Here is a 23,769-nt window from a genome sequence, read left to right as displayed (position 1 = left end):
CCGGTAGTAGGAGTCAACTGCCTTGCCGGGGGGGGGTGCCTTGTGATGCTCTGGCTTTGCTGGGGTGGGCGCGGGTTTACCACTTGTCGGCTTCCTCGTGTGCGTCGTAGAGCCCGAATCCGGTGGCCGCTGCGGGGGTGTCGTCGTCGGGGAGGTCGTCGAGATCGTCGATGCTGTCGTCTTCGCTTTCGGTGTCTTGCTGCCCCTGCCTGTCGGGGCTTGGGCCCCTGCCGTCTTCCGGATGGTGGGCTGGGTGAGCTGACCCCGGTTTCGTGGAGTCCCTGATGTGAAGCTTCCCCTTGATCGTGGACACCTGGAGACTGGGACGAGGTTCCAGAGGTAGTAGTGCCAGGTGGGTAGTCAGTACTCGAAGCGGTATTCGGAGGAGTTCAAGCGGGACGCGATCGCGTTGGCCCGCTCCTCCAGCAAGACGATCACGGAGGTTGCGCGGGATCTGGGGGTGAGTCCGGAGAGCCTAGGTTGAATCTAAGGCGGCCTTCTTCGCCAGGGACAGCGACTGGTGAACGAGATGTACCAGTTCATCGCCGCGGAGAAGGCCGTCTACCCGGTGACCCTCCTGTGCCGTGTCCTGGGCGTGGTCCGCTCCTCCTTCTACGCCTGGCTGGAAGCCGAACAGGACCGGCGGGCACGTGAGCGTGCCGATGAGGCCCTGGCCCACGAGATCACCCTGATTCACCTGGCCTCGAAGGGCGCCTACGGCGTTCCGCGGGTACACACCGCGCTGCGGCGACTGGGTCGGCCGGTCAACCGCAAGCGGGTGGAACGGATCATGCGCGAACGCCGGATCACCGGTGTCACACGCCGAAGACGCCGCTTGCTGACCCGGCCCGATCGGCAGGCCAGGCCGGCGCCCGACCTGATCGGCCGGGACTTCACCGCAACCCGTCCCGGCATCCGGCTGGTCGGGGACATCACCTACCTGCCCATGCGTGAGGGCCGGCTGTATCTGGCCTGCTGGCTGGACCTGGCCACCCGCGAGGTCGTCGGCTACGCCATGGCCGACCACCACCGCGCCGGGTTGGTGATCGACGCTGTGCGGATGGCTCACGGCCGCGGCAGCCTGGAACCCGGCTGCATCACGCACAGCGACCGCGGAAGCGAATACACCTCGGCTCAATTCCGTGCTGAGACAGGCAGGTTGGGCTTCGCCAGGGCACGGGCCGGACCGGCTCCTGCTTTGACAACGCCGCAGCCGACAGCTTCTGGGCCGTGCTCAAGGAAGAGTTCGGCACCCGGGTATGGCCGGACCGGGCCACCGCGCGCGCTGATGTCTTCGCGTTCATCGAGACGTTCTGCAACCGGCGCCGCCTGCGCAAGCATCCAGTGTTCGGGTACCTCACACCCCTGGAGACGCGACAGCTGTTCCGCAACGACCAGACACTCGCAGCGTAGAAGAAGAGTGTCCAGGATCACGGGGGAACTTCAGTGAGGCGTTCACCCCAGGATCCGGACCCTCCTCGCCTCACCGCTCGGCGATCGTGTACCGGCTCCCGCTCTCATCCGGCGTCCAGCAGGCAACCTGCAGACAGCTCCCTCATGGGCCGTCATCGACCGCTACCCGCACGGCTTGTCGACGGACTTCATCCACGCATTCCATCAGGGCGATCGCCTCTCGCCGCCTGTCGGCCTCCGCGCTCCCGTCGCCGACTTCGCCCCCGCGCACCGCGCCCGCGAAGTCCTGGAGGCAGAAACGCAGCTGATCCGACGCCGGCATTGTGAACCGTTCCTCGTGGTCCTGTTCCTCCAGCACCAGCACCGGCTGGTGAGCCGCGGGCGGAGTGAACGCGCGCGTCACCGACAGCCGGCCCCGGTCTCCCCACAGCGTGTACGACGACGCGTACGCGTGCTCGAAGCCGAACGTCACCTGGACCAGTACCCCAGAAGGCGAGATCAGCAACGCCTGCCCGGACAGGTCGAGCCCGTCCGAGTCACGGGTGCGCAGCGTCGCCCCTGCCACCCGGGGCACAGCCCCCAGTAGCAGCGCTGCGGCGCGCAACGGATAGACGCCCACGTCGAGCAGTGCCCCGCCCCCGAGGCCGGGTGCGTACCGGATATCGTCAGCGGGCAGCGGCGGAACGCAGAAGGACGCCTGGAACGTGGTCGGTGTGCCGATCCGTCCGCGCCGCACCAGGTCCGCGGCGAACGCGTGCTGCGGATGGTGCGGGAACATGAAGTTCTCCCGCAACACCAGACCGCGCTCTCGTGCCAGGGAGCACAGCTGGCGTGCCTCGTCGGCGTTCACCCCTATCGGCTTCTCGAGCAGGACGTGCTTGCCCGCGCGCAGCGCGCGGTCCGCCCATGCGCGGTGCAGCGCCGTCGGTGTCGAGATGTACACCGCCTCCACGTCCGGGCGGTTCAGCAGCGCCGCGTAGTCCGTCTCCGCTGCACAGCCGAACCGCTCGGCGAAACGGCCCGCCTTGTCCACGGATCTGCCGGCGACGGCCACGAGATCGACCTCCGGCGTGCTCACCGCGGTGGGCAGCACGCGCCTGCGGGCGATCGACGACGTGGCGAGCGCCCCCAGCCGCAACGGCCGGACTCCGGCCGTGCTCACAACGCCCGCAGCGCCGCCACCAGGGTCCTGGCCTGCACGTTCACGTGATGGTTGTAGCGGAGCAGTTCGTCCAACTGGCATGGTGTCACCCAACGGAAATCGTCCGGTACGGCGGGGAAGTCGCTCTCCACCTCGATGATCAGGTAACGGCTCTGGGCGTTCCGGAACCGGCCGCCTTCCTCCGACAGGACCACGTCGTAGGCGGCGCCATCGGCGCGGGCCAGTGCCTCGGCGAGATAGGGCGGCTGGTCGGCCGCGGGCAGATGGGCGTAGTTCTCCGGCACGCACTGCACCGTGGGGCTGAGCTCGACCACGTCGAGGAATCCCGGCTCCGCTCGCGCCCGCAGCAGCGCGTGCGGTACACCGTCGACACGGCGGACGAACAGGGCCACGACTCCGGTGCCGTGCGGTTCGAGCAGCGGCTGGGACCAGGAGGGCACCTCACGCCGACGCGAGGAGACATCGACCGCCACCACCTTGAAGTACAGCGCCCGCTCATGGGCCACCTCGTCCGCGGTACGGTGCCAGCCCGCGGTCTCCGCGAGGCCGATCGGCACCACCTCGACCTCGTGCTCGGCCCGCCGCCGCGTGATCCAGCTTCGGATTTCCCGGTCCGCGTGGAGCGCCCGCCCGGTGTCCTCCTGCCGCCAGTCCGGAAGGCAGGACAGGACGGTCCGCGCGTCCATGTTGATCAGGTTGTCCTGCCGCAGCAGCGCGTGGACTTGTCCCAGCGTCAGCCAGGCGAAGTCCTCACCCGCCTCGGCCTCGGGGCCGACCTCCACGACCATGTTGCGGTTGCGCTTGCGCAGGAACCACGAGCCCTGTTCCGACTGGAGAACGTCCGCGACGACGGATTCGGGTGCCGCGCGGCTGAAGAGCTTCAGATAGGGGACGGCGGAACCACCGTGCACCCGGGAGTAGTTGCTCTTGGTCGCCTGCACCGTCGGCGACAGCTGCACGCCGTTGACGTTCCCCGGCTCGGGCTTCGCCTGCATCAGCAGATGCGGCACACCGCCGAAGTCCCGCAGTGCGATGCCGAGAAGGCCGATCTCCGGCTGTCGGATGATCGGCTGCGACCATGCGGGCACCGGACCGAAGTCCGATCGCACCCGCAGCCCGTGCACCGAGAAGAACCGCCCGCTCGCGTGCCGCAGATCGCCCGTCCGTTCGTCGAAGCCCCAGCCGCGCAAGGCGGCGAACGGCACCCGCTCCACTCGCTGCGCGTGCTCGCGACGACGTCTGTCGAGCCACGCCAGCACCTCCGGGTTGCTCATCACCCCGCCGTCGACCGCGGCGGCGGAAGCGGCAAGCCTCGACACGCTACGGGGCTCCGCGGTGCGGGACGGCAACATCAGACCTGTCGCGGTCATCGACTCCGCCTCTACTCGTTCCGGGAAACACAGCCGCCGAGCGCTCGGCGATCCGCGGGCCGCGTGGTGCACGACATCGGCACCGCGCCGCCACCCAACTGTGGGTACGAAGGGCGGATCGTGCGGCGGCTGTTGCGCAGCAAGAGTGCCACAGGAGGGTTTGCCTGGCACCGGTTCAGGGTGTGACGGGACCTGTAACTGTGGCTCTCGCGGACGCCCCTCCCGCCGGGGCGCGTGAGGATGGTGGCGTTCAGGTGGCCTGTCCACCGCAGGACGGCATGAGAGGCAGAGACTGGCGTGAATCCTTTCGACGACCCCGACGCCGAGTTCTTGGTGCTGGTCAACGACGAGGGGCAGCATTCGCTGTGGCCCGCCTTCGCGGACGTGCCCGACGGCTGGCATGTCGCCCACGGCAAGGACACCCGTGCAGCGTGTCTGGCGTACATCGAGGAGAACTGGACGGATATGCGGCCCAAGAGTCTGATCGAGGCGATGGGCGGCTGAGCCGTCCTCGGCGCGTGTTACGGCATGAAGGGGATAGTCCTCGCGGGCGGGAGCGGTACCCGGCTGCATCCTTTGACGCATGCGGTGTCGAAGCAGATCCTGCCCGTCTACAACAAGCCGATGGTCTACTATCCGCTGTCGGTGCTCATGCTCGGCGGGATCAGGGAAATCCTCGTCATATCGACTCCGCGCCATCTGGACCTGTTCCGTGTGCTCCTGGGGGACGGCAGCCAACTGGGGATGTCGATCGAGTACGCCGAGCAGCGTGCGGCGAACGGCATCGCCGAAGCCTTCGTCATCGGTGCGGAATTCATCGGGGACGAGCCCGTGGCACTCGTGCTCGGGGACAACATCTTCCATGGTCCCGGTTTTTCGAGGATGCTGCACCGGGAGGCAGGCAGCATCGACGGCTGCGTGCTCTTCGGCTACCCGGTCAAGGACCCGGAGCGCTATGGCGTTGGCACCATGGACGAGCGGGGTCGGTTGATCCACCTGGAGGAGAAGCCGGTGGAGCCCACGTCGAATCTGGCGATCACCGGACTCTATCTCTATGACAACGACGTCGTGGACATCGCCAAGAATATCCGGCCGTCCGAGCGCGGTGAGCTGGAGATCACCGACGTCAACCGGGTCTATCTGGAGCGCGGGAAAGCCAGGCTGATCAGCCTGGGCCGCGGCTTCGCCTGGCTCGACACCGGAACGCACGATTCGCTGCTCCAGGCCGGACAGTACGTCCAGCTCCTCGAACAGCGCCAAGGAGTGCGGATCGCCTGTCTCGAAGAGATCGCCTTCCGCATGGGGTTCATCGACGCCACGGCCTGTCACGAGCTCGGCGAACAACTGCGGCACACGGACTACGGAAAGTATCTCATGGACATCACGGCCGAAAACCGCTGAGGGGAAGAACTCATGCGCATAGTCGTGACTGGCGGCGCGGGCTTCATCGGCTCGCACTTCGTCCGCCAGGCACTGACAGGGGCGTACGAGGCCCTGGTGGACGCGGAGGTGGTGGTGGTCGACAAGCTCACCTACGCAGGTAACGAGGCCAACCTGGCGGAGGTTGCCGCCAGTCCCCGGCTGCGCTTCGTGCGGGGTGACATCTGCGACGCGGCGCTCATCCACGACCTGTTGCGCGGGGCCGACCAGGTGGTCCACTTTGCCGCCGAATCGCATGTCGACCGTTCCATAGCGGGCGCCGAGGAGTTCGTCAGGACCAATGTGCTGGGCACACACACTCTCCTCGAGGCGGCGGCCGCAGCCGAGGTGGCGAAATTCGTCCACGTCTCCACGGACGAGGTGTACGGCTCTATCGACCAGGGTTCCTGGACCGAGAAAGAACCACTCGATCCCAACTCTCCCTATTCCGCGTCCAAGGCATCGTCCGATCTCCTGGCACGGGCCTTTTACCGCACCCATGGGCTTCCCGTGTGCGTGACCCGGTGCGCCAATAATTACGGTCCCTACCAGCATCCGGAGAAGGCCATCCCGCGGTTCATCACCAACCTCATGGATGGTGAGCCGGTGCCGCTGTACGGCGACGGCGCGAACGTGCGGGACTGGTTGCATGTTGAAGACCACTGCCGGGGCGTCGCCCTGGTCGCGGAAAGGGGCCTGGCGGGGGAGGTGTACAACATCGGCGGCGGTACGGAACTGGCCAACCGGGAGCTCACGGAAAGAATACTCGAATTGCTCGGTGCCGACTGGTCGATGGTACGGAAGGTGCCGGACAGAAAGGGACATGACCGTCGCTATTCGCTGGACATCACCAAGATTTCCGGCGAACTCGGCTACCAGCCCGCCGTGTCCCTCGAGGAGGGCCTGGCGAATACCGTGAAATGGTATACGGGGCGGCGCGATTGGTGGGAGTCACTGAAGGCGAGCGGATAGTGGGTGGGCGCGCGGAAGGAAACGCTCGAAGCTGAGGGAACCTCTCGTCCACGAGCGGACAGGAACACCAGAGAAGGGAATGACAAGAGCCATGGCGTTGCCCGCTACCGGTGAGAGCCGGTGGTTCCGCAGGTTCCATCCGAACCCGGAGGCCGATATCAGCCTGGTGTGTCTGCCGCACGCCGGGGGAACCGCGAGTTTCTACTTCCCGCTCTCCGAGCTGCTGCCTTCGGCCGTGGAGGCCCTGGTCGTCCAGTACCCGGGGCGACAGGACCGGCTGAGTGAACCGTGCGTCGAGAGCGTCCCCGAGATGGCCCAGGCCGTCTTCGACGTGCTGAAGCCGCTCGCCGCCGAGCGTCCCGTCGCGCTGTTCGGCCACAGCATGGGCGCCGCCGTCGGATTCGAGCTGGCCATGCTGCTCGAACGAGAGCTGGGGACCACACCCCTGGCGCTCTTCGCCTCCGCCAGGCCCGCGCCTTCGCTCCAGCGCGGCCGGGACATCCACCGTCTCGACGACGCCGGGCTCGTCGCCGAGCTGCGACGGCTCAGTGGCACCGACGCGCGGATCCTCGACGAACGCGAACTGCTGCAATTGGCCCTGCCGTCGATCCGCAGCGACTACAAGGCGTCCGAGACCTACCAGACAGAGCCCGGCACGGCACTGCGGTGCGACATCGTCGCACTCACCGGCGAAGCCGACGACCACGTCTCGGTCGAGGAGGCGGCGGGCTGGCGGGAGCACACCGCGGGCGGCTTCGACCTGCGGGTTTTCCCCGGGGGCCACTTCTATGTCGCCGAGCACGGGACAGCGGTGGCCGCGGCGATCACGGACACCCTGAGTGCGGCGCGGACCCGCGGCGGACAGACCATCGGCTGAGGGAGAACCCGACGATGCGTGTACTTTTCGTGACGCTCTCCGACAGGTCACATCTGCTGTCCATGGTGCCGCTCGCGTGGTCCCTGGCCGGCGCGGGCCACGATGTCCGAGTCGCCAGCAGCCCCGCGCTGGTGGACGCCATCAAGAGCATGGGCCTGACCGCGGTCTCCGTCGGCGAGGACCACAACTTCCACGAGATGCTGGCGCGGAACCGCGGCTCGCTGGAGAACCCGCTTTCCGACTGGTCCAACCCGACCCTCGAGGCACACTCGTGGGAGCAGGCGCTGGCGAAGCTCAGAGTCAGCGTCATGTTCTCGCACCAGGTCTACAACGACCCCATGATCCCCGACCTGGTCGCGTATGCCCGCCGCTGGCGACCCGACCTGGTCGTCTGGGAACCCCTCAGCTACGCGGGGCCGGTGGCGGCGCGCGTCGTCGGCGCCGCCCATGCCCGGCTGCTGTGGTGCTTCGACAACCACTCCGCGATGCGCGGCGTCTTCCTCCAGCGCCAGGCTGAACGCCCGCGGGAGCGCCGTGAAGACCCGATGGCCGACTGGCTCGGCAAGCACCTCAGCCGCTACGGCAGCTCGTTCGACGAAGAGGTCGTGGTCGGCCAGTGGACCATCGACCAGGTACCCACCAGCCTCCAATTTCCGTTGACGGTGGAGCGGATACCGGTCCGCTACCTCCCCTACAACGGCCCCTCCGAGATCCCGGACTGGCTGCACGAGCCACCCGAACGCCCGCGCGTCGTCCTGACTCCCGGCATCTCCGCGCGTGCCGTGGTCGGCGGCACCCTCCTCCCGATCCCCGACATGATCGACACGCTGGGCGACATGGACGTCGACGTGGTGGCCACGCTGCCGCCCGACGAAGCCGAGAAGCTCGGCAAGGTCCCCGGCAACACCCGTATCGTCGAATTCGTCCCCCTGCACGCCCTGCTTCCCACTGCCTCGGCCGTCGTCCACTACGGTGGCTTCGGCTCCTGGAGCACGGCACTCGCCAACGCCGTACCCCAGTTCATCCCCACCATCCGCTACGCCGACTGGTGGAACAGAGCGACAAGCCTGTCCGAGGCCGGTGCGGGACTCGCCGTTCACGCCTCCGAGCTGACGGCCGACGTCCTGCGCGACAGCGTGCAACGGCTGGTCAAGGACCCCTCCTTCCAGAGCGGAGCGGAGCGCCTGCGCCAGGAGAACCTGAACGCGCCCACCCCACACGATCTGGTACCCGTACTGGAAAACCTCACCGCGGAGCGTCGCCGATGAAGGTACGAGAGCTGGCGGTGTCCGGCGCCTACGAGTTCGTACCCGACGTTCACCGCGACCAGCGCGGCGCGTTCGTCGCCCATTACACCGAAACCGCCTTCTCGGAAGCCGTGGGGTATCCGCTGCGCCTGGGCCAGGTCCACCACAGCTTCTCCCGGCGCGGGGTCGTCCGCGGTGTGCACTATGAGGACGTACCGCCCGGCCAGGCCAAAGTGGTGACCTGCCCCGCCGGGGAGCTGCTCGACGTGGTGGTCGATCTGCGGGTCGGTTCCCCCACGTTCGGCCGCTGGGACAGCACCCGGCTGAACCCCGACTCCTGCCGTGCGGTGTACCTGGCGGAGGGACTCGGGCACGCGTTCATCGCCCTGCGGGACAACACGGTGGCCGCCTATGTGACGTCGGTGGAGTACGACCCGGCCGCCGAGCACGAGGTCGACGCCTTCGACCCGGCGCTCGGGCTGCCCTGGCCCGGCGGCATGGAGTACCTGGTCTCCCCACGTGACCGGGACGCGCCGACGCTGGCCGAGGCCCGCCGCGCCGGCGTGCTGCCGTCGTACGAGGCGTGCCGGGCGCTGCACGTGGACAGGGGTGACAGGGCACGGTGAACGACGTGATCGATGCGTACGCGAGCTCCGCCGTCGTCATCGGCGGCACCGGATTCCTGGGACGGCACATCTGCACGGCGCTGGCCGCACATGGATATGACGTCCTGGCCGTGGCGAGAAAACCCGTTCAACCGACTCCCGGGGCCCGCTTCCTTCCGCTCGACGTGGCATCCGCGACGGTCGGGGACATCGCCGAGGCCGTGGGCTCCGCCGATCTCGTCGTCAACGCGGCGGGCGACATCGGGGCGGACGACGAGGAACGGATGACGGCCGGGCATGTCCTGCTCGTCGACCAGCTGGTGCGCGCGGTCTCGACGCTCCGCCGACGGCCGAGGCTGCTGCAACTCGGCACCGTGCACGAGTACGGCCCCGTCCCGGAGGGCACGGCCATCGCGGAGGACCACCCGACCGCCCCTGGCAGCCTCTACGCGCGCACCAAGCTGGCCGGCAGCCGAATCGTCCTGGAGGCCACGGAGGCGGGGCGCGTGGACGGCTGCGTGCTCCGCCTCACCAATGGCTGCGGACCCGGCGCCCCGCTGCACGGCTTCCTCGGCCGGCTCGCCGCCCAACTGCGCACCACCAGCGAGGACGCTCCGCTCACCCTGACCGTCGTCGACGACCAGCGCGACTTCGTCGACGTACGTGACATCGCCGAGGCCGTGGTGCTGGCGGCGGGCACACGGGCGACCGGGCGCCTGATCAACATCGGTTCAGGGACCGCCACCAGCATGCGGGAACTCGCCGGAATTCTCGTCTCCGTGTCGGGGGTGCCCCCGCACCTGGTGCGGAAGGGTCAGGCCCCGGTACACAGCAAGGGCGGCGCGTGGACCCAGGCCGACATCCGGCTCGCGCGCGGGCTGCTGGGCTGGTCCCCGCGGGTGCCGCTGGAGCGATCCCTCCGCGACTTGTGGGCCGCCTCGTGACTCGTCCGGCCTGACGCGGCGCGGCCGCTACCTGGATGGTGTGCTGTCGAGGAGGCGCAGGCCGACCGTCATGGGAAGCTCCCGGTGCGGCTCGAGCGAATCGAAGGAGTGCGAGTGGTGTCCTTCGGCCACCGGCTTGCGGGTCAGGAAGGCCAGCAGGTCTCGTGTGGCGGGCTTCGACGTGTCGGCGGCGTACAAGGTCGAGACGCTGTGCTTGCTCTCATGGTCGACGATCAGGCACGTGTCGAGGAAGTCACGGTGCTGCGCCTTGGCGCGAACCAGGTCGGCGTCCGTGTCGTGCCATCGGGTGCCGTTCACCTCGCGCATGTCGTGCAGGAACGTGACGGCGCTGTCGCCCGTCATGTTCTCGCTGCCCAGGTAGGTCGTCATGGTGTGGTCGACGCCGTCGCTGTGCACCCCTTCGAGCGCCGGCTCACCGATCAGGTCACCGTCGGTGATGGTCCTCACGTTGAGCAGAGTGCAGATCCACTGGTCGCTGTCGTAGTCCAGTTTCGGCCGGTGGGTGACCGTCACGCCTTCGAAGACCATGAACTTGAAGACGAGAAGCGCTTGCAGGGCGGTGTTGAGCTGTAGGTCGTTCTGAATCTCGTCGAAGTTGCGCACCTGGCCGGAATCGTGCCGTACGAAGTCGTCCTCCATGGACAGCATGAACGGCTGGAATTCGAGCCGCCGCACCCGCATGGCACACGGGTCGAAACCGAAGCGGCCGGTCCTGGTCTTTCGGAACGGGAGGGTCGGGTCGCTCTTCAGCCCGTCGCTGACGGTGGTGAGACTCTTGAGGTCGTCGTCTGTGGCGCCCAATCCCTTGACGATCCTGGTGAGCTGAGCGCCGGGGACGAAAGCGAAACGATCGCGGATATAGGTCGAGCGTATCTCTGTAATCTCGGAAACCACGGCGTCATAGTTCGGCATACCTTTGTGCCCTCCATGATGATACGGCGGATTTATTGGCCGAGGCCGACGGCCGCTCGGGTGTGATGCGCAAAGTCTGGGTGATGTACCAGGTCTGGGAAGCCGCTCGGCGGACCGCGGTTCACCGGATGACGGGATCGGCGAGCCGGTACCAGAACACTCGGCATGCGCTGCCGTCACATTTACCATCCGACGGCCCGGTGGGCAATGGGCTGCGAAAGCCGATGCCCATAGGACGGTGCTGTAACGGCGGTGATCGCCGATGTCACCGACGGGTGTGGCGTCGGACAGTTAAGGGCAGTTGATGCCGGGTATATCGAGAGCATGAACTCCACGCCGGGCTTCTTCTGAATTCGTTTCCGTTCGGCCGCACGCCCGGTGCTGGAGGTTTCCCTCGATGACCACTGTCGGCCTGTCTGGAGAGGGCCTCGCCGGAGACGCTGTCGACCCGGACACGGCGATAGCCGTGATCGGCGTCTCCTGCCGGTTCCCGCGGGCGGAAAGCCCGCAGCGGCTGTGGGAGCTGTTGGCGTCGGGCGAAAGCGCCGTCACGGAGGTCCCACCCGACCGCTGGACAGATCAGGGCTCCGACGGAGCACCTCGGTGGGGCGCCTTTCTCGACCGGCCGGCGGACTTCGACGCGGGCTTCTTCGGCCTTTCCCCCCGCGAGGCGCCTTTCGTCGACCCGCAACAGCGACTCGTATTGGAACTGGGCTGGGAAGCCCTTGAGGACGCCCGCGTGGTCGCCAGTGAGGTCAGTGGCAGCCGACTGGGCACATTCGTCGGCGTGAACGCGGACGACTACGCGAAGCTGCTGACTCGTCACGCCGAAGCACTCGGCGCCCACCACACCTTGCCGGGCATTCAGCGCGGCATTATCGCCAACCGGCTCTCCGCTTTCCTCGGCGCCAGTGGCCCGAGCCTCACGATTGACTCCGCACAGTCCTCCTCCTTGGTGGCCCTGCACCTGGCCTGCGAGAGCCTGCGGTCCGGGGAGTCGGAACTGGCCATCGCGTGCGGCGTCAATCTGCACCTGATGCCGGAAAGCGTGCTGCTCGCCGCGAGCTGGGGCGGTCTCTCGCCGGACGGCCGCTGCCACACGTTCGACGCCAAGGCCAACGGATATGTGCCGGGCGAGGGCGGAGGCGCCGTCGTGCTCAAGCGTCTGAGCGCCGCGCTCGACGATGGAGACCGCATCCTGTGCCTGGTGCGTGGCAGCGCGACCAACAACGACGGCAGGGGTGAGACGCTCACCTCTCCGACGGTGGGCGCCCAGGCCGACGTCCTCACCCGGGCCTACGAGCATGCCGGCCTGTCCCCGGCCGCCGTCCGCTACGTCGAGCTGCACGGAACCGGAACCCCGGTGGGCGACCCGGTCGAGGCCGCCGCACTGGGAGAGGCCATCGGCCGTCGGCGTCCGGTCGGCCGGCCGCTCGCGGTCGGGTCGATCAAAACCAACATCGGCCACCTGAGCGGCGCGGGCGGTATCGCCGGGTTCATCAAGACCGTCCTGGCCGTCAAGCATCGACTGCTGCCCGCCAGCTTGAACTTCGAGACACCGAACCCCCGGATTCCTCTGGACGAACTCAACCTCCAGGTGCAGCGGAAACTCGGTCCGTGGCCCGGGGACCCGGCGCCGGACGAGCCACTCGTCGCGGGGGTGAGCTCCTTCGGGATGGGCGGCAGCAACTGCCATGTCGTGCTGTCGGACTGGCGGCCGGAACCGGCGGACGAGCACACCGGCGGGCGTACCCGAACCGGTCTGCCGGTCGTGCCCTGGATCGTCTCCGGCTACTCCGAGCAGGCGCTGCGCGGACAGGCGCGCCGCCTGGCCGGATTCGTCGAGGGCGCCGGCGACATGGGCGTGGTCGATGTGGGTTGGTCGCTGGTGTCGTCGCGGTCGTGTTTCGGGCATCGCGCGGTGGTGATGGGTGCGAGCGGGGGTGAGCTGGCCGAGGGGTTGTCGGGGCTGGCTGAACGGGGCGGTGGCTCGGGCGTGGTGTCGGGTTCGGTGGTGGACGGTGATACGGGGGTGGTGTTTTCGGGGCAGGGCGCGCAGCGAGTCGGCATGGGTGAGGGCTTGTCGGGTTTTGGCGCGTTCGCCGCGGCGCTGGATGAGGTGTTGGGCGTCTTTGACGAGGTCGCTGGTGGTGTGGCCGCTGACATAGAGCTCTCGGAGGAGCTTCAGGAGGTTTTCGGGGTAGGAGGGGAATTCTCAGCTCGGCTGCGGGAGGTGATGTCCGGAGGTATTGACGGGCTGACCGGGACGGGGTGGGCGCAGCCGGCGTTGTTCGCGTTCGAGGTGGCTTTGTGGCGTTTGCTGGGTTCGTGGGATGTGCGGCCCTCGGTGGTGGCGGGGCATTCTCTGGGCGAGTTGGTGGCGGCCCATGTGGCGGGTGTGTGGTCGTTGCGGGACGCGGCTCGGGTGGTGCTGGCGCGTGGGTGGCTGATGCATGGGTTGCCGAACGGTGAGGGCGTGATGGTGGCGGTGGGAGCTGGGGTGGATGCGGTGCGTTCGGGCGACGGTGTGGAGGTCGCGGCGGTGAACGGTCCTGAGTCGGTGGTGCTTTCGGGGACGGTGGCGCCGGTGTTGGCCGAGGCGGGGCGTTTGGAGGGGCTGGGGGTGAGGACGCGGCGTCTGGCGGTGTCGCATGCGACGCATTCGGTGTTGATGGAGCCGATGTTCGAGGCGTTCGGACGGGTTGTGGGTTCGGTGGGGTATCGGGATCAGTCTGTGCCGGTGGTGTCGAGTGTCACGGGACGGGTGGCTGCTCCGGGGGTGTTGCAGGATCCGGAGTACTGGGTGCGCCAGGTGCGCGGGACGGTGTTGTTCGCCGATGCGGTTGCCACGATGCGTGAGCACGGGGTGGCGACCTTTCTGGAGATCGGCCCTGACGCCGTTCTCACCCCCATGATCAAGGAGTCGGTCCGGGCCTGGACCGAGGACGAGCGGACGCATCCCGACGTCGTCGCTGTCCCGTTCTGCCGCAGGGATCGGGACGAGACGCATACCGCGACCACTGCGATGGCTCACCTATGGGTGCGCGGCGAGGAGGTCGACTGGGAGCCGTTCTTCGTGGGGGCGCGACAAGTCGACCTGCCCACCTACGCGTTCCAGCGCGAGCGGTACTGGATCGAGAGCCAGTCGTCACCGGAACGGACGGGCGCCGAACCCACTCGTAAGGTCCCGGAGACCGACGGGACCGGGGTGGTGACGGCCTTGGACGCGGGGCGGGTCGACGGACGCCTCGCCGCCGTTCTGGCCGGGCTGTCCGAGTCCGAACAACGTGACGCCATCCTCGACGCGGTGTGCGACCAGGCGGCGTCGGTCATGGAGTACACCGGCCGGGTCGATGCCACGCTGACGTTCAAAGACCTCGGCTTCGACTCGCTGATGGCGCAGGAGCTGGCCGATGGTCTCGCCGCACGCACTGGTCTGGCCCTCGCCGGCCGGCTGGTCTTCGACTACCCGACCCCGCGCGGTCTCGCCCACCACCTCTACGAAGAGATCACCGGAAAGCGACGGGCGGCTGTCACCCGCGTCGCGAAGGCGACGGCGGAGCCGTTGGCCATCGTGGGCATGGCGTGCCGCTACCCCGGCGGGGTGAGCACGCCCGAACAGCTGTGGCAGCTGGTCGTCACCGGCGAGGACGCCATCTCCGGGTACCCCACCGACCGGGGCTGGGACCTGGACGCCCTCTACGACCCGGACCCCGGGCACTGGGGCACCAGCTACACACGGAACGGCGGCTTTCTCACCGGAGCCGGTGACTTCGACGCGGAGTTCTTCGGGATTTCGCCGCGTGAGGCGCTGGCGATGGACCCGCAGCAGCGGCTGCTGCTGGAGACGTCCTGGGAGGCACTGGAGCGAGCCGGAATCGATCCGCGATCGCGCCGCGAGTCGGCGACCGGCACCTACATAGGCGCCACCACCCACTACTACGGTCCACGTGCTCACCAGGCCGCTGACGGCTTCGCCGGTTATCTGCTGACCGGTAACACGCCGAGCGTGATGTCCGGCCGCATCGCCTACGCGTTCGGACTGGAAGGTCCGGCCGTGACGGTGGACACGGCGTGTTCGTCGTCGCTGGTGGCGCTGCATCTGGCCGGTCAGGCGCTGCGTTCCGGCGAGTGCGACCTGGCCCTCGCCGGCGGCGTCACGGTCATGGCCTCCCCGGACATGTTCATTGAATTCAGCCGGCAGCGCGGGTTGTCGGCGGATGGCCGGTGCAAGGCGTTTTCGGCGGGCGCGGATGGTACGGGGTGGGGTGAGGGTGTGGGTGTGCTGGTGGTGGAGCGGTTGTCGGACGCCAGGCGGAACGGGCACCGGGTTCTTGCCGTGGTGCGTGGTTCCGCGGTGAACCAGGATGGTGCGTCGAATGGGTTGACGGCGCCGAACGGGCCGTCGCAGCAGCGGGTGATCCGGTCGGCGCTGGCGAGTGCGGGGCTCGGTGCGGATGAGGTCGACGCCGTCGAGGCGCATGGTACGGGGACGAGGCTGGGGGACCCGATCGAGGCGCAGGCGTTGCTGGCCACGTATGGGCGGGACCGGGGCGGGCATCGGCCGTTGTGGCTGGGGTCGTTGAAGTCGAATATCGGTCATACGCAGGCGGCCGCGGGTGTGGCCGGTGTGATCAAGATGGTGTTGGCGATGCGGCACGGGGTGTTGCCGAAGACGTTGCACGTGGAGGAGCCGACGCCGCAGGTGGACTGGTCGGTGGGTGGGGTGGAGCTGCTGACCGAGGCGCGTCCGTGGGCCGGGGGTGGCCGTCCGCGGCGGGCGGGTGTGTCCTCGTTCGGGATCAGCGGCACCAACGCACACGTCATCCTGGAAGAGGCCGAAGAGGCCCCGGACATGCCGGAAGCGCGGGCGAAAGAACCAGATGGCGCCCCCGCTGTCATGCCCTGGATCCTGTCGGGGAAGAGCGAGGCGGCGCTGCGCGGGCAGGCGCGACGGCTCGCGTCCTTCCTGGAGGCGCGGCCTGAGGTGTCGCCCGTTGACGTCGGGATGTCACTGGTCACCTCACGGTCGCTCCACGAGCGGCGCGCGGTCGTGACGGGCGGCTCGCGGGAGGAACTCCTCAAAGGGGTGAGGGCGGTGGCCGAGTCCACCGCGACGAGCGATGCGGCGCGAGACGGCGGAATCACCGCCCGCCCCGTGTTCGTGTTCCCGGGGCAGGGGTCGCAGTGGGTGGGAATGGCTCGGGAGCTGCTGGCGTCCTCGACGGCGTTCGCCTCGCGGATGAGCGAGTGCGCGGTGGCGCTGTCCTCGTTCGTGGAGTGGTCGCTGCTGGATGTGCTCGACGACGCCGATGCGTTGGAGCGCGTGGAGGTGGTCCAGCCGGCACTGTGGGCGGTCATGGTGTCGCTGGCAGAGGTGTGGCGCTCGTACGGTGTCGAACCGGCGGCCGTGGTGGGCCACTCGCAGGGGGAGATCGCGGCCGCGGTGGTGGCGGGCGGCCTGTCGCTGCGGGACGGGGCCCGGGTGGCGGCGTTGCGCAGCCGTGCGATCGGCACCGGGCTGGCCGGGCGCGGCGGGATGGTGTCGGTGGCGGCACCGGTCGACGAAGTGCGACGGCGTATCGAGGCGTTGGGCGGGGCGGTGGCGGTGGCGGCGGTCAACGGGCCGTCGTCCACGGTGGTGTCGGGCACGCCGGAGGCGCTGGACGTACTGCTGGCGCGGTGTGAGCGCGACGGAACAAGGGCCAGGCGTGTCGCGGTGAACTATGCCTCGCACTCCTCGCAGGTCGATGAGGTTCGCGAGCAGATCCTCGCCGATCTGGCGCCGATGGAGCCCCGGACGTTCGCGGTGCCCTTCTTCTCCACGGTCACCGGGGAGTGGCTGGGCGGCGAGCGCGGCCCGGACGCCGAGTACTGGGTGCGCAACCTGCGGCAGACGGTGCGTTTCGAAGAGGCGATCCGGGCGCTGGCCGGTGAGGGTTTCGGGGCGTTCGTGGAGTGCAGCGCGCACCCGGTGCTGACCGCGAGTGTGCGGGAGACGCTGGCGACCGCGGGAAGGGACGCCGTGGTGGTCGGGTCGCTGCGGCGCGACGACGGCGGTGCGCGACGTATGCTCACGTCGCTGGGCGAGGCGTTCGTCCACGGTGTGCCGGTGGACTGGACGCGGGCGTACACCGGGTCGGGGGCGCGGCGCGTGGATCTGCCCACGTACGCGTTCCAGCACGAGAGGTTCTGGTGGGAGCCGGACGCCGCACCGGCGCCGGAGGGCAGCGTGGCCGACGCCGCGTTCTGGCAGGCCGTGGAGGACGGCGACGCGGAGTCGCTGGCCCACACACTGGAGGTCGACGACGAGTCGGTCGCGCATGTGCTGCCCGCGTTGAAGTCCTGGCGGCAGCGGCAGCTCGTGACCTCGACGGTGGACGGCTGGCGTTACCGCACCAGGTGGGTGCCCATGGGCACGGCACGTCAGCCGACGCTGTCCGGCACCTGGCTGCTGGTCGTCCCGGAGGGCCGCGCCGGGGAGGCCGTGGGGCCGACCGCGGCCGCGGTGCGGGACCACGGAGGCGACGCGGTCACGGTCGAGCTGCCCGCCGGGGCCGTCCGCGACCGGATCGCCGACATGCTGCGAGGTGTTCGGGCGGAGGGCGGCGAGTACCGCGGTGTGTTGTCGCTGCTGTCCCTGGCTGACGGGCCGCCCACCGGAGCCGGTGTCTCCCGGGCGGGCCTGACCGGGACGCTCGCCCTGTTCCAGGCGCTGGGCGACGCGGGGGTGGACGCACCCCTGTGGTGCCTGACCCGCGGTGCGGTGGCCGTCGCGGACAGGGAACAGGTCGGCGTCCCCGCCCAGCGGATGGTGTGGGGCCTGGGCCGGATCGTGGCCCTGGAGCACCCGGAGCGGTTCGGCGGTTTGGTGGACCTGCCGGAGCGGTGGGACACGCGCGCGGGCCGCCTGCTGGCGGCGGTACTGGCCGGTGCCGAGGGCGAGGACCAGGCCGCGATCCGTCCCTCCGGGATGTTCGCCCGCCGCCTCGCCCGCGCCACGCGTCCCGGCCCGGGGGCGGTGTGGCGCCCGCGCGGCACCGTGCTGGTGACGGGTGGTACCGGTGGTCTGGGGGCGCGGGTGGCCCGCTGGCTGGCCAGGTCGGGTGCCGAGCACGTGGTGCTGGCCGGCCGCCGTGGACCGGACGCGCACGGCGCCTCCGCGCTGCGCGAGGAACTGGAGGCCACCGGCGCGCGGGTGACCGTCACCGCCTGCGACGTGAGCGACCGCACGGCACTCGCCCGGCTCCTCGATGACGTATCCGACGACGGCTGCCCGCTGTCGGCGGTGGTCCACACCGCGGCGGTCCTGGACGACGCGGTCGTGGAGCGGCTGACCCCCGGGCAGATCGACCGCGTGCTGCGGGTGAAGGCCGACGGTGCCTGGTACCTGCACGAGCTGACCCTCGGCATGGACTTGGACGCGTTCGTGCTGTTCTCCTCCGTGGCGGGCACCCTGGGCGCCTCCGGACAGGGCAACTACGCGCCCGGCAACGCCTACCTCGACGCCCTCGCCGAGCACCGGCACGGCCTCGGCCTTCCCGCGTCCTCGGTGGCCTGGAGCGCTTGGGCCGAAGAAGGCATGGCCGAGGGCGGTATCGGCACGGTGGCGCGCCGGCACGGCCTGCCGGAGATGGCCCCCGAACTGGCGGTGTCGGCACTGGCGGGCGCGGTGGCCGAAGGTGAGCCCAACGTCGTGATCGCGGACGTCGAATGGGACAGGTTCCATGTGGCCTACACCGCCACCCGCCCCAGCCCCTTCCTGGCCGACCTGCCCGACGTACGCGGGCTCGCCCACGCGGCCGGTCCCGGCACACACGCGGCGGCCGCGCCCGACGGCCTGGCCGGCAGGCTCGCCGGACTGGCGACCCGGGCCGAACAGGAGACGGCGACGCTCGCCGTGGTACGTGACCACGTGGCGTCGGTACTGGGCCACGTGGGAGCCGACGCGGTTGATCCGTCCCGCGCGTTCAAAGACCTCGGCCTCGACTCGGTGACCGCCATCGAGCTGTGCAACCACCTGAACGCGGCGACCGGCCTGCGCCTGTCGCCCACCTCGGCCTTCGACTTCCCGAACGCCCGCGCGCTCGCGGCCCACCTGCGCGCGGAACTGCTCCCCGAACCGGAGGCGGCGGCTGCCTCGCCCGTGGCCGCCGAACCGGCGACCGACCAGGACCCCGTGGTCATCGTCGGGATGAGCTGCCGATTCCCCGGTGACGTCCGGTCCCCCGAGGACCTGTGGCGGATGCTCGATACGGGTGGGGAGGGAATCACCCCGTTCCCCGCCGACCGCGGCTGGGACTTGGCGGCCCTGTACGACCCGGACCCCGGCTCCGACCGGGCTGGGACGTCCTGTACCGAGGAGGGCGGTTTCCTCCACGACGCGGGCGACTTCGACGCCGACTTCTTCGGGATTTCGCCGCGTGAGGCGCTGGCGACGGACCCGCAGCAGCGGCTGCTGCTGGAGACGTCCTGGGAGGCGCTGGAGCGGGCGGGCATCGACCCCTTGGCGCTCAGGGGCACCGGCACCGCCGTCTTCGCCGGGACGAACGGCCAGGACTACCTCGCCCTGAGCCCCGAGGTGCCCGAGGCGGCGGCGGGATACGTCATCACCGGCAACACGGCCAGTGTGCTCTCCGGCCGGGTGTCCTACGCGCTGGGCTTCGAGGGTCCCGCGATGACGGTGGACACGGCATGTTCGTCCTCGCTGGTGGCCCTGCACCTGGCCGTACAGTCGCTGCGCAGCGGCGAGTGCACGCTCGCCCTCGTCAGCGGAGTGACCGTCATGGCCACGCCCGGCCTGTTCACCGAGTTCACCCGCCAGGGCGGGCTCGCTCCTGACGGGCGCTGCAAGGCGTTCGCGGCGACGGCCGACGGTGCCGGATTCTCCGAGGGCGTGGGCGTACTGGTGGTGGAGCGGCTGTCGGAGGCCCGGCGCCAGGGGCACCAGGTGCTGGCGGTGGTACGGGGTTCGGCTGTGAACCAGGACGGCGCCACCAACGGCCTGACGGCGCCGAGCGGCCCGTCGCAGCAGCGGGTGATCCGGGCGGCGTTGGCGGACGCGGGGCTGACCGCGGCCGAGGTCGATGTCGTGGAGGCGCACGGTACGGGTACGACGCTGGGCGACCCGATCGAGGCGCGGGCGCTGCTGGCCACGTACGGTCGTGACCGGGACGGAGACCGGCCGTTGTGGCTGGGCTCGGTGAAGTCCAATATCGGGCACACCCAAGCCGCCGCGGGCGTGGCCGGTGTCATCAAGACGGTGCTGGCCATGCGGCACGGGCTGGTGCCCCGGACCCTGCACGTGGATGAGCCGTCGCCGCATGTGGACTGGTCCGCGGGCGCGGTGAGGCTGCTGGCCGACCCCGTCGAGTGGCCCGAGACCGGCCGACCGCGTCGGGCGGGTGTGTCCTCCTTCGGTGTGAGCGGAACGAACGCCCACATCATCCTGGAACAGGCACCGGCACAGGCACTGGAACATTCACCGGAACAGGCGGCTGCGGAGGCCGAGGCGGACGACGAGCCCGTGCCGAGCACCTTGGCGGTCGCTGCCGGTGGTATCACCCCCTGGGTGCTGTCGGCGAAGTCCGAGGCGGCGGTCCGGGACCAGGCAGCGCGGTTGCTGTCGCTTGTCGACGAGGGCGCCGGCCCGGACGCGGTGGCAACGGACGATGTCGGTTTCTCGCTGGCGGCCACCCGCGCGGTGTTCGACCGTCGCGCGGTGGTCCTGGGCGCGGATCGTGCCGATATGGCGCGCGGCCTGGCCGCCCTGGCGGAGGGACGGGAGGCCCCGGGCGTGGCGCACGGTGCCGTCATCGGCTCCGACCACAGAGCGGTGTTCGTCTTCCCCGGCCAGGGCTGGCAGTGGGCGGGGATGGCGGTCGAGTTGCTGGATTCGTCGCCGGTGTTCGCGGAGTGGATGAGGACATGCGCGGCGGCGCTGGCGCCGTCGGTCGACTGGTCGTTGCTGGATGTGGTGCGGGGTGTCGAAGGGCCGGAGCGGATTGACCGGGTCGACGTGGTGCAGCCGGTGATGTGGGCGGTGATGGTGTCGCTGGCGGGGACGTGGCGTTCGCTGGGTGTGGTGCCGTCGGCCGTGGTGGGGCACTCGCAGGGGGAGATCGCGGCCGCGGTGGTGGCGGGCGGCTTGTCCTTGGAGGACGGCGCGCGGGTGGTGGCGGTACGCAGTCGCGCGTTGCGGGCGCTGTCGGGCCGTGGGGCGATGGCGTCGGTGAGTCTGCCGGCGGGAGCGGTGGAGGAGCGGTTGGCGGCGTGGGGTGAGCGGTTGTCGGTGGCGGCGGTGAACGCGCCGGCGTCGGTGGTGGTGTCGGGTGATGTGGAAGCGGTTGAGGAGTGGCTGGCGGTGTGTGGGGCGGAGGGGGTGCGAGCGCGTCGGGTGTCGGTGGATTACGCCTCGCACTGTGCGCATGTCGAGGCGATCGAGGCCGAGCTCGAGCGGAGTCTTGCCGGGATCGCTCCGCGGTCGTCGTCGGTCCCGTTCTATTCGACGGTGACGGGCGGTGTGCTGGACACGGTGGAATTGGACGCGCGGTACTGGTATCGGAACCTGCGCGGGAGGGTGCGGTTCGACGAGACGGTGCGGGTGGTGCTGGGCGAGGGCTTCCGTGTGTTCGTGGAGGCCAGTGGGCATCCGGCGCTGGTGATGGGCGTGGAGGAGACGGCCGACGACTGTGGAGTCGGCGTCGCGGCGGTGGGGACGTTGCGCCGTGGCGAGGGCGGTCCGGAGCGGCTGTTGGCATCCGTGGCCGAGGCGTTCGTGGGCGGCGCCGGGGTGGATTGGCCGGCGGTGTTCGCGGGATCGGGAGCGCGGCGCGTGGACTTGCCGACGTACGCGTTCCAGCGTCGGCGGTACTGGCTCGACTCGCGCGGTGCCGCGGAATCCGGTGCTGCGGCCTCGGTGGGGTTGGAGCCGACGGAGCACCCGTTGCTGGGGGCGGCGGTGCCGCTGCCCGAGTCGGACGGGTTCTTGCTGACGGGGCGCTTGTCCCTGCGCACCCAGCCGTGGCTTGCGGAGCACATGATGCTGGGGCGGGTGGTCGTGCCGGGGTCGGCATTGGTGGAGATGGCCTTGCGGGCGGGGGAGGAGGTGGGGTGTCGCCGGCTGGAGGAGCTGACGCTGGAGGCGCCGTTGGCGCTGGCTGACGAGGGCGCGGTCCAGGTCCAGCTCGTCGTCGGCGGGCCGCGGGAGGAAGACCGGCGGGAGTTGAGCGTGTACGCCCGTGATGGCGGCAGCGATTCGTGGACGCGCCATGCGCGGGGTCTGCTGAGCGTTGGTGGTGAGGCGAGCGGCTCGGGGGATGTGAGCGGCTTGGGGGATGTGAGCGCATGGCCGCCGGTGGGAGCGGAAATGGTCGACTTCGCCGGGACGTATGAGCGGTTGGAGGATGCGGGGCTCGCGTATGGGGCGGCGTTTCGCGGGTTGCGGTCGGTGTGGCGCCGGGGGGAGGAGGTCTTCGCGGAGGCGGAGTTGCCGGAGGGGGCGAGTACGGATCGCCTGGGGATGCATCCTGTGCTGCTGGACGCGGCGTTGTATGCGTGGTTGGCATGCGTGGACGCCGCCGGGGACGGGGTGCGGTTGCCGTTCGCGTGGAGCGGTGTGTCCGTGCGTGCGGCCGCGGCCGCGGCTTCGGTGGTGCGGGTGCGGCTGGCGCCGGATGGCGAGGGCGGGCTGTCGATGGCGGTGGCCGACGCGGCGGGGATGCCGGTGGTGTCGGTGGATGCGCTGGTCATGCGACCGGTGCGGGAGGCGGAGTTCGCGGTCCCGGAGGGGGCGGGGGAGGGCCGGTACCGAGTGGAGTGGGCGCCGGCCGCGTTGCGCGTGGCTTCGGGGGGCGGATCGTGCGCCGTGGTGGGCGAGGACGTCTTCGGGTTGGCCGAGACGTTGGGGGCGGAGCTCTTCAAGGATCTCGCCGCGCTGAGCGAGCACGCGGTGCCGGATGTGGCGGTGGTGTGCGTTGATTCCGCCGTCGGCGAGGTGGCGTCGGCCGTGAGTGGTGCCGAGGGCGGGATTCTGGATGTGGTGCGGGAGTGGTTGGCGGAGGAGAGGTTCGCTCGGTCGCGGTTGGTGGTGGTGACGCGGGGTGCGGTGGCCGTCGAGGCGGGTGAGGACGTCCGCGATCTGGCGGCGGCCCCGGTGTGGGGGTTGCTGCGCTCCGCGCAGCCGGAGAATCCGGGGCGGTTCGCGTTGCTGGACGTGGACGATTCTGCGGCGTCGCTCGATGTCCTGCGTCAGGCCGTCCTGGCGGGAGAGGGACAGGTGGCCGTACGGAACGGCGAGGTGTTCACGCCGCGACCGGCCCAGCCGAAGGGACGCGTCCGTCGGCCGGTCCCCGCCCACGCCGAAGCCTCCCGTTCGGAAGGGGCGCCACTGGTACAGCGTCTGTCGGGCCTCGGCCACGGGGAGCGACAGCGGGTACTGCTCCGGACGGTCCGGGAACACGCCGCGGCCATCCTCGGCCTCGGGGAAGCGGGAGCCGTGGCGCCTGATCGCGGCTTCCTCGACCTCGGCTTCGTCTCGCACACCGCGGTGGACTTGCGTAACCGGCTGAACGCCGCCACCGGGTTGCGACTGCCCACGACCCTGATCTTCGACTACCCGAGCCCGGCCGCGCTCGCCGAACACCTCGGAAAGGAACTGGCACCTCCCGACGCCCCGGCATCGGACGGCCCGACACAGGCCGGCTCGGCGCAGAAGGACCCGGTCACCATCGCTGATCGTTTGGAGTCCGCGGCGGCCGAAGACCTCTTCAGCTTCATCGACCAGGAATTCGGACCGTCCTGAGCGCAGGCTCTCGCACGCCGTACAC

The 23,769-nt window shown here is 69.8% G+C and carries 14 protein-coding genes; 10 read left to right on the top strand and 4 right to left on the bottom strand.

Features of this window, described 5'->3' with window-relative positions:
- Window positions 1-76: 76 nt before the first annotated feature.
- Window positions 77-313: a hypothetical protein gene (locus tag ACZ6TD_RS00585; RefSeq protein ID WP_471348921.1), complete on the bottom strand. Its 237-nt coding sequence runs from the start codon at window positions 311-313 to the stop codon at window positions 77-79.
- Window positions 314-352: 39 nt separating this feature from the next.
- On the opposite strand from ACZ6TD_RS00585, the gene ACZ6TD_RS00580 reads away from it, so the two are divergent.
- Together ACZ6TD_RS00580 and ACZ6TD_RS00575 are read left to right on the top strand one after the other, a co-directional pair.
- The gene (locus tag ACZ6TD_RS00580) at window positions 353-484 is read left to right on the top strand and encodes a transposase (RefSeq protein WP_471348918.1); all 132 of its coding nucleotides are present in this window, start codon (window positions 353-355) and stop codon (window positions 482-484) included.
- Window positions 485-529: 45 nt separating this feature from the next.
- On the top strand, window positions 530-1,450 hold the full coding sequence (locus ACZ6TD_RS00575) for an IS3 family transposase (protein ID WP_471358738.1): 921 nt from the start codon (window positions 530-532) through the stop codon (window positions 1,448-1,450).
- Window positions 1,451-1,555: 105 nt separating this feature from the next.
- Here ACZ6TD_RS00575 and ACZ6TD_RS00570 read toward each other — a convergent pair whose 3' ends face one another.
- Both ACZ6TD_RS00570 and ACZ6TD_RS00565 read right to left on the bottom strand, forming a co-directional pair.
- Window positions 1,556-2,551: a Gfo/Idh/MocA family protein gene (locus ACZ6TD_RS00570; protein ID WP_471348915.1), complete on the bottom strand. Its 996-nt coding sequence runs from the start codon at window positions 2,549-2,551 to the stop codon at window positions 1,556-1,558.
- A gap of 20 nt (window positions 2,552-2,571) precedes the next feature.
- On the bottom strand, window positions 2,572-3,945 hold the full coding sequence (locus ACZ6TD_RS00565; RefSeq protein ID WP_471348912.1) for an NDP-hexose 2,3-dehydratase family protein: 1,374 nt from the start codon (window positions 3,943-3,945) through the stop codon (window positions 2,572-2,574).
- Between the two features lie 297 nt (window positions 3,946-4,242).
- On the opposite strand from ACZ6TD_RS00565, the gene ACZ6TD_RS00560 reads away from it, so the two are divergent.
- The 7 genes from ACZ6TD_RS00560 (at window position 4,243) to ACZ6TD_RS00530 (ending at window position 10,009) form a co-directional block, all read left to right on the top strand.
- A complete protein-coding gene (locus ACZ6TD_RS00560; protein ID WP_182473263.1) occupies window positions 4,243-4,449 on the top strand; it encodes an MbtH family protein in 207 nt (68 codons plus the stop codon).
- A 24-nt stretch (window positions 4,450-4,473) separates the two neighbouring features.
- The gene (gene rfbA, locus ACZ6TD_RS00555) at window positions 4,474-5,346 is read left to right on the top strand and encodes a glucose-1-phosphate thymidylyltransferase RfbA (protein WP_471348909.1); all 873 of its coding nucleotides are present in this window, start codon (window positions 4,474-4,476) and stop codon (window positions 5,344-5,346) included.
- A 12-nt stretch (window positions 5,347-5,358) separates the two neighbouring features.
- Complete coding sequence (gene rfbB, locus ACZ6TD_RS00550; protein WP_471348906.1) at window positions 5,359-6,336, top strand: dTDP-glucose 4,6-dehydratase; 978 nt, start codon at window positions 5,359-5,361, stop codon at window positions 6,334-6,336.
- Window positions 6,337-6,427: 91 nt separating this feature from the next.
- On the top strand, window positions 6,428-7,213 hold the full coding sequence (locus ACZ6TD_RS00545) for a thioesterase II family protein (protein WP_471348903.1): 786 nt from the start codon (window positions 6,428-6,430) through the stop codon (window positions 7,211-7,213).
- Window positions 7,214-7,227: 14 nt separating this feature from the next.
- Window positions 7,228-8,481 (top strand): activator-dependent family glycosyltransferase, encoded by a 1,254-nt coding sequence (locus ACZ6TD_RS00540; RefSeq protein WP_471348900.1) that lies wholly within the window; start codon window positions 7,228-7,230, stop codon window positions 8,479-8,481.
- Complete coding sequence (locus tag ACZ6TD_RS00535; protein ID WP_471348898.1) at window positions 8,478-9,086, top strand: dTDP-4-dehydrorhamnose 3,5-epimerase family protein; 609 nt, start codon at window positions 8,478-8,480, stop codon at window positions 9,084-9,086. The genes ACZ6TD_RS00540 and ACZ6TD_RS00535 overlap by 4 nt, the downstream gene beginning before the upstream one ends.
- Before the next feature lie 5 nt (window positions 9,087-9,091).
- Window positions 9,092-10,009, top strand: a complete 918-nt coding sequence (locus tag ACZ6TD_RS00530; protein ID WP_471348895.1) for an NAD-dependent epimerase/dehydratase family protein — start codon at window positions 9,092-9,094, stop codon at window positions 10,007-10,009.
- 27 nt (window positions 10,010-10,036) lie between these two features.
- Here ACZ6TD_RS00530 and ACZ6TD_RS00525 read toward each other — a convergent pair whose 3' ends face one another.
- Complete coding sequence (locus tag ACZ6TD_RS00525; RefSeq protein WP_471348892.1) at window positions 10,037-10,942, bottom strand: 2OG-Fe dioxygenase family protein; 906 nt, start codon at window positions 10,940-10,942, stop codon at window positions 10,037-10,039.
- 397 nt (window positions 10,943-11,339) lie between these two features.
- Here ACZ6TD_RS00525 and ACZ6TD_RS00520 point away from each other — a divergent pair, with 397 nt between their 5' ends.
- A complete protein-coding gene (locus ACZ6TD_RS00520) occupies window positions 11,340-23,744 on the top strand; it encodes a type I polyketide synthase (protein WP_471348889.1) in 12,405 nt (4,134 codons plus the stop codon).
- The last annotated feature ends 25 nt before the right edge of the window (window positions 23,745-23,769 follow it).

Source organism: Streptomyces yongxingensis (assembly GCF_055597465.1).
Note: the sequence above shows the minus strand (reverse complement) of the source record. Positions and strands in the feature narration are given on the sequence as shown.

What these genes read in the sequence shown, in the direction of transcription:
- ACZ6TD_RS00525 (WP_471348892.1), bottom strand. Translation starts at nt 10,942, where the DNA reads ATGCCGAACTATGACGCCGTGGTTTCCGAGATTACAGAGATACGCTCG.
- rfbB (WP_471348906.1), top strand. Translation starts at nt 5,359, where the DNA reads ATGCGCATAGTCGTGACTGGCGGCGCGGGCTTCATCGGCTCGCACTTC.
- ACZ6TD_RS00565 (WP_471348912.1), bottom strand. Translation starts at nt 3,945, where the DNA reads ATGACCGCGACAGGTCTGATGTTGCCGTCCCGCACCGCGGAGCCCCGT.
- ACZ6TD_RS00575 (WP_471358738.1), top strand. Translation starts at nt 530, where the DNA reads ATGTACCAGTTCATCGCCGCGGAGAAGGCCGTCTACCCGGTGACCCTC.
- ACZ6TD_RS00540 (WP_471348900.1), top strand. Translation starts at nt 7,228, where the DNA reads ATGCGTGTACTTTTCGTGACGCTCTCCGACAGGTCACATCTGCTGTCC.
- ACZ6TD_RS00520 (WP_471348889.1), top strand. Translation starts at nt 11,340, where the DNA reads ATGACCACTGTCGGCCTGTCTGGAGAGGGCCTCGCCGGAGACGCTGTC.
- rfbA (WP_471348909.1), top strand. Translation starts at nt 4,474, where the DNA reads ATGAAGGGGATAGTCCTCGCGGGCGGGAGCGGTACCCGGCTGCATCCT.
- ACZ6TD_RS00535 (WP_471348898.1), top strand. Translation starts at nt 8,478, where the DNA reads ATGAAGGTACGAGAGCTGGCGGTGTCCGGCGCCTACGAGTTCGTACCC.
- ACZ6TD_RS00545 (WP_471348903.1), top strand. Translation starts at nt 6,428, where the DNA reads ATGGCGTTGCCCGCTACCGGTGAGAGCCGGTGGTTCCGCAGGTTCCAT.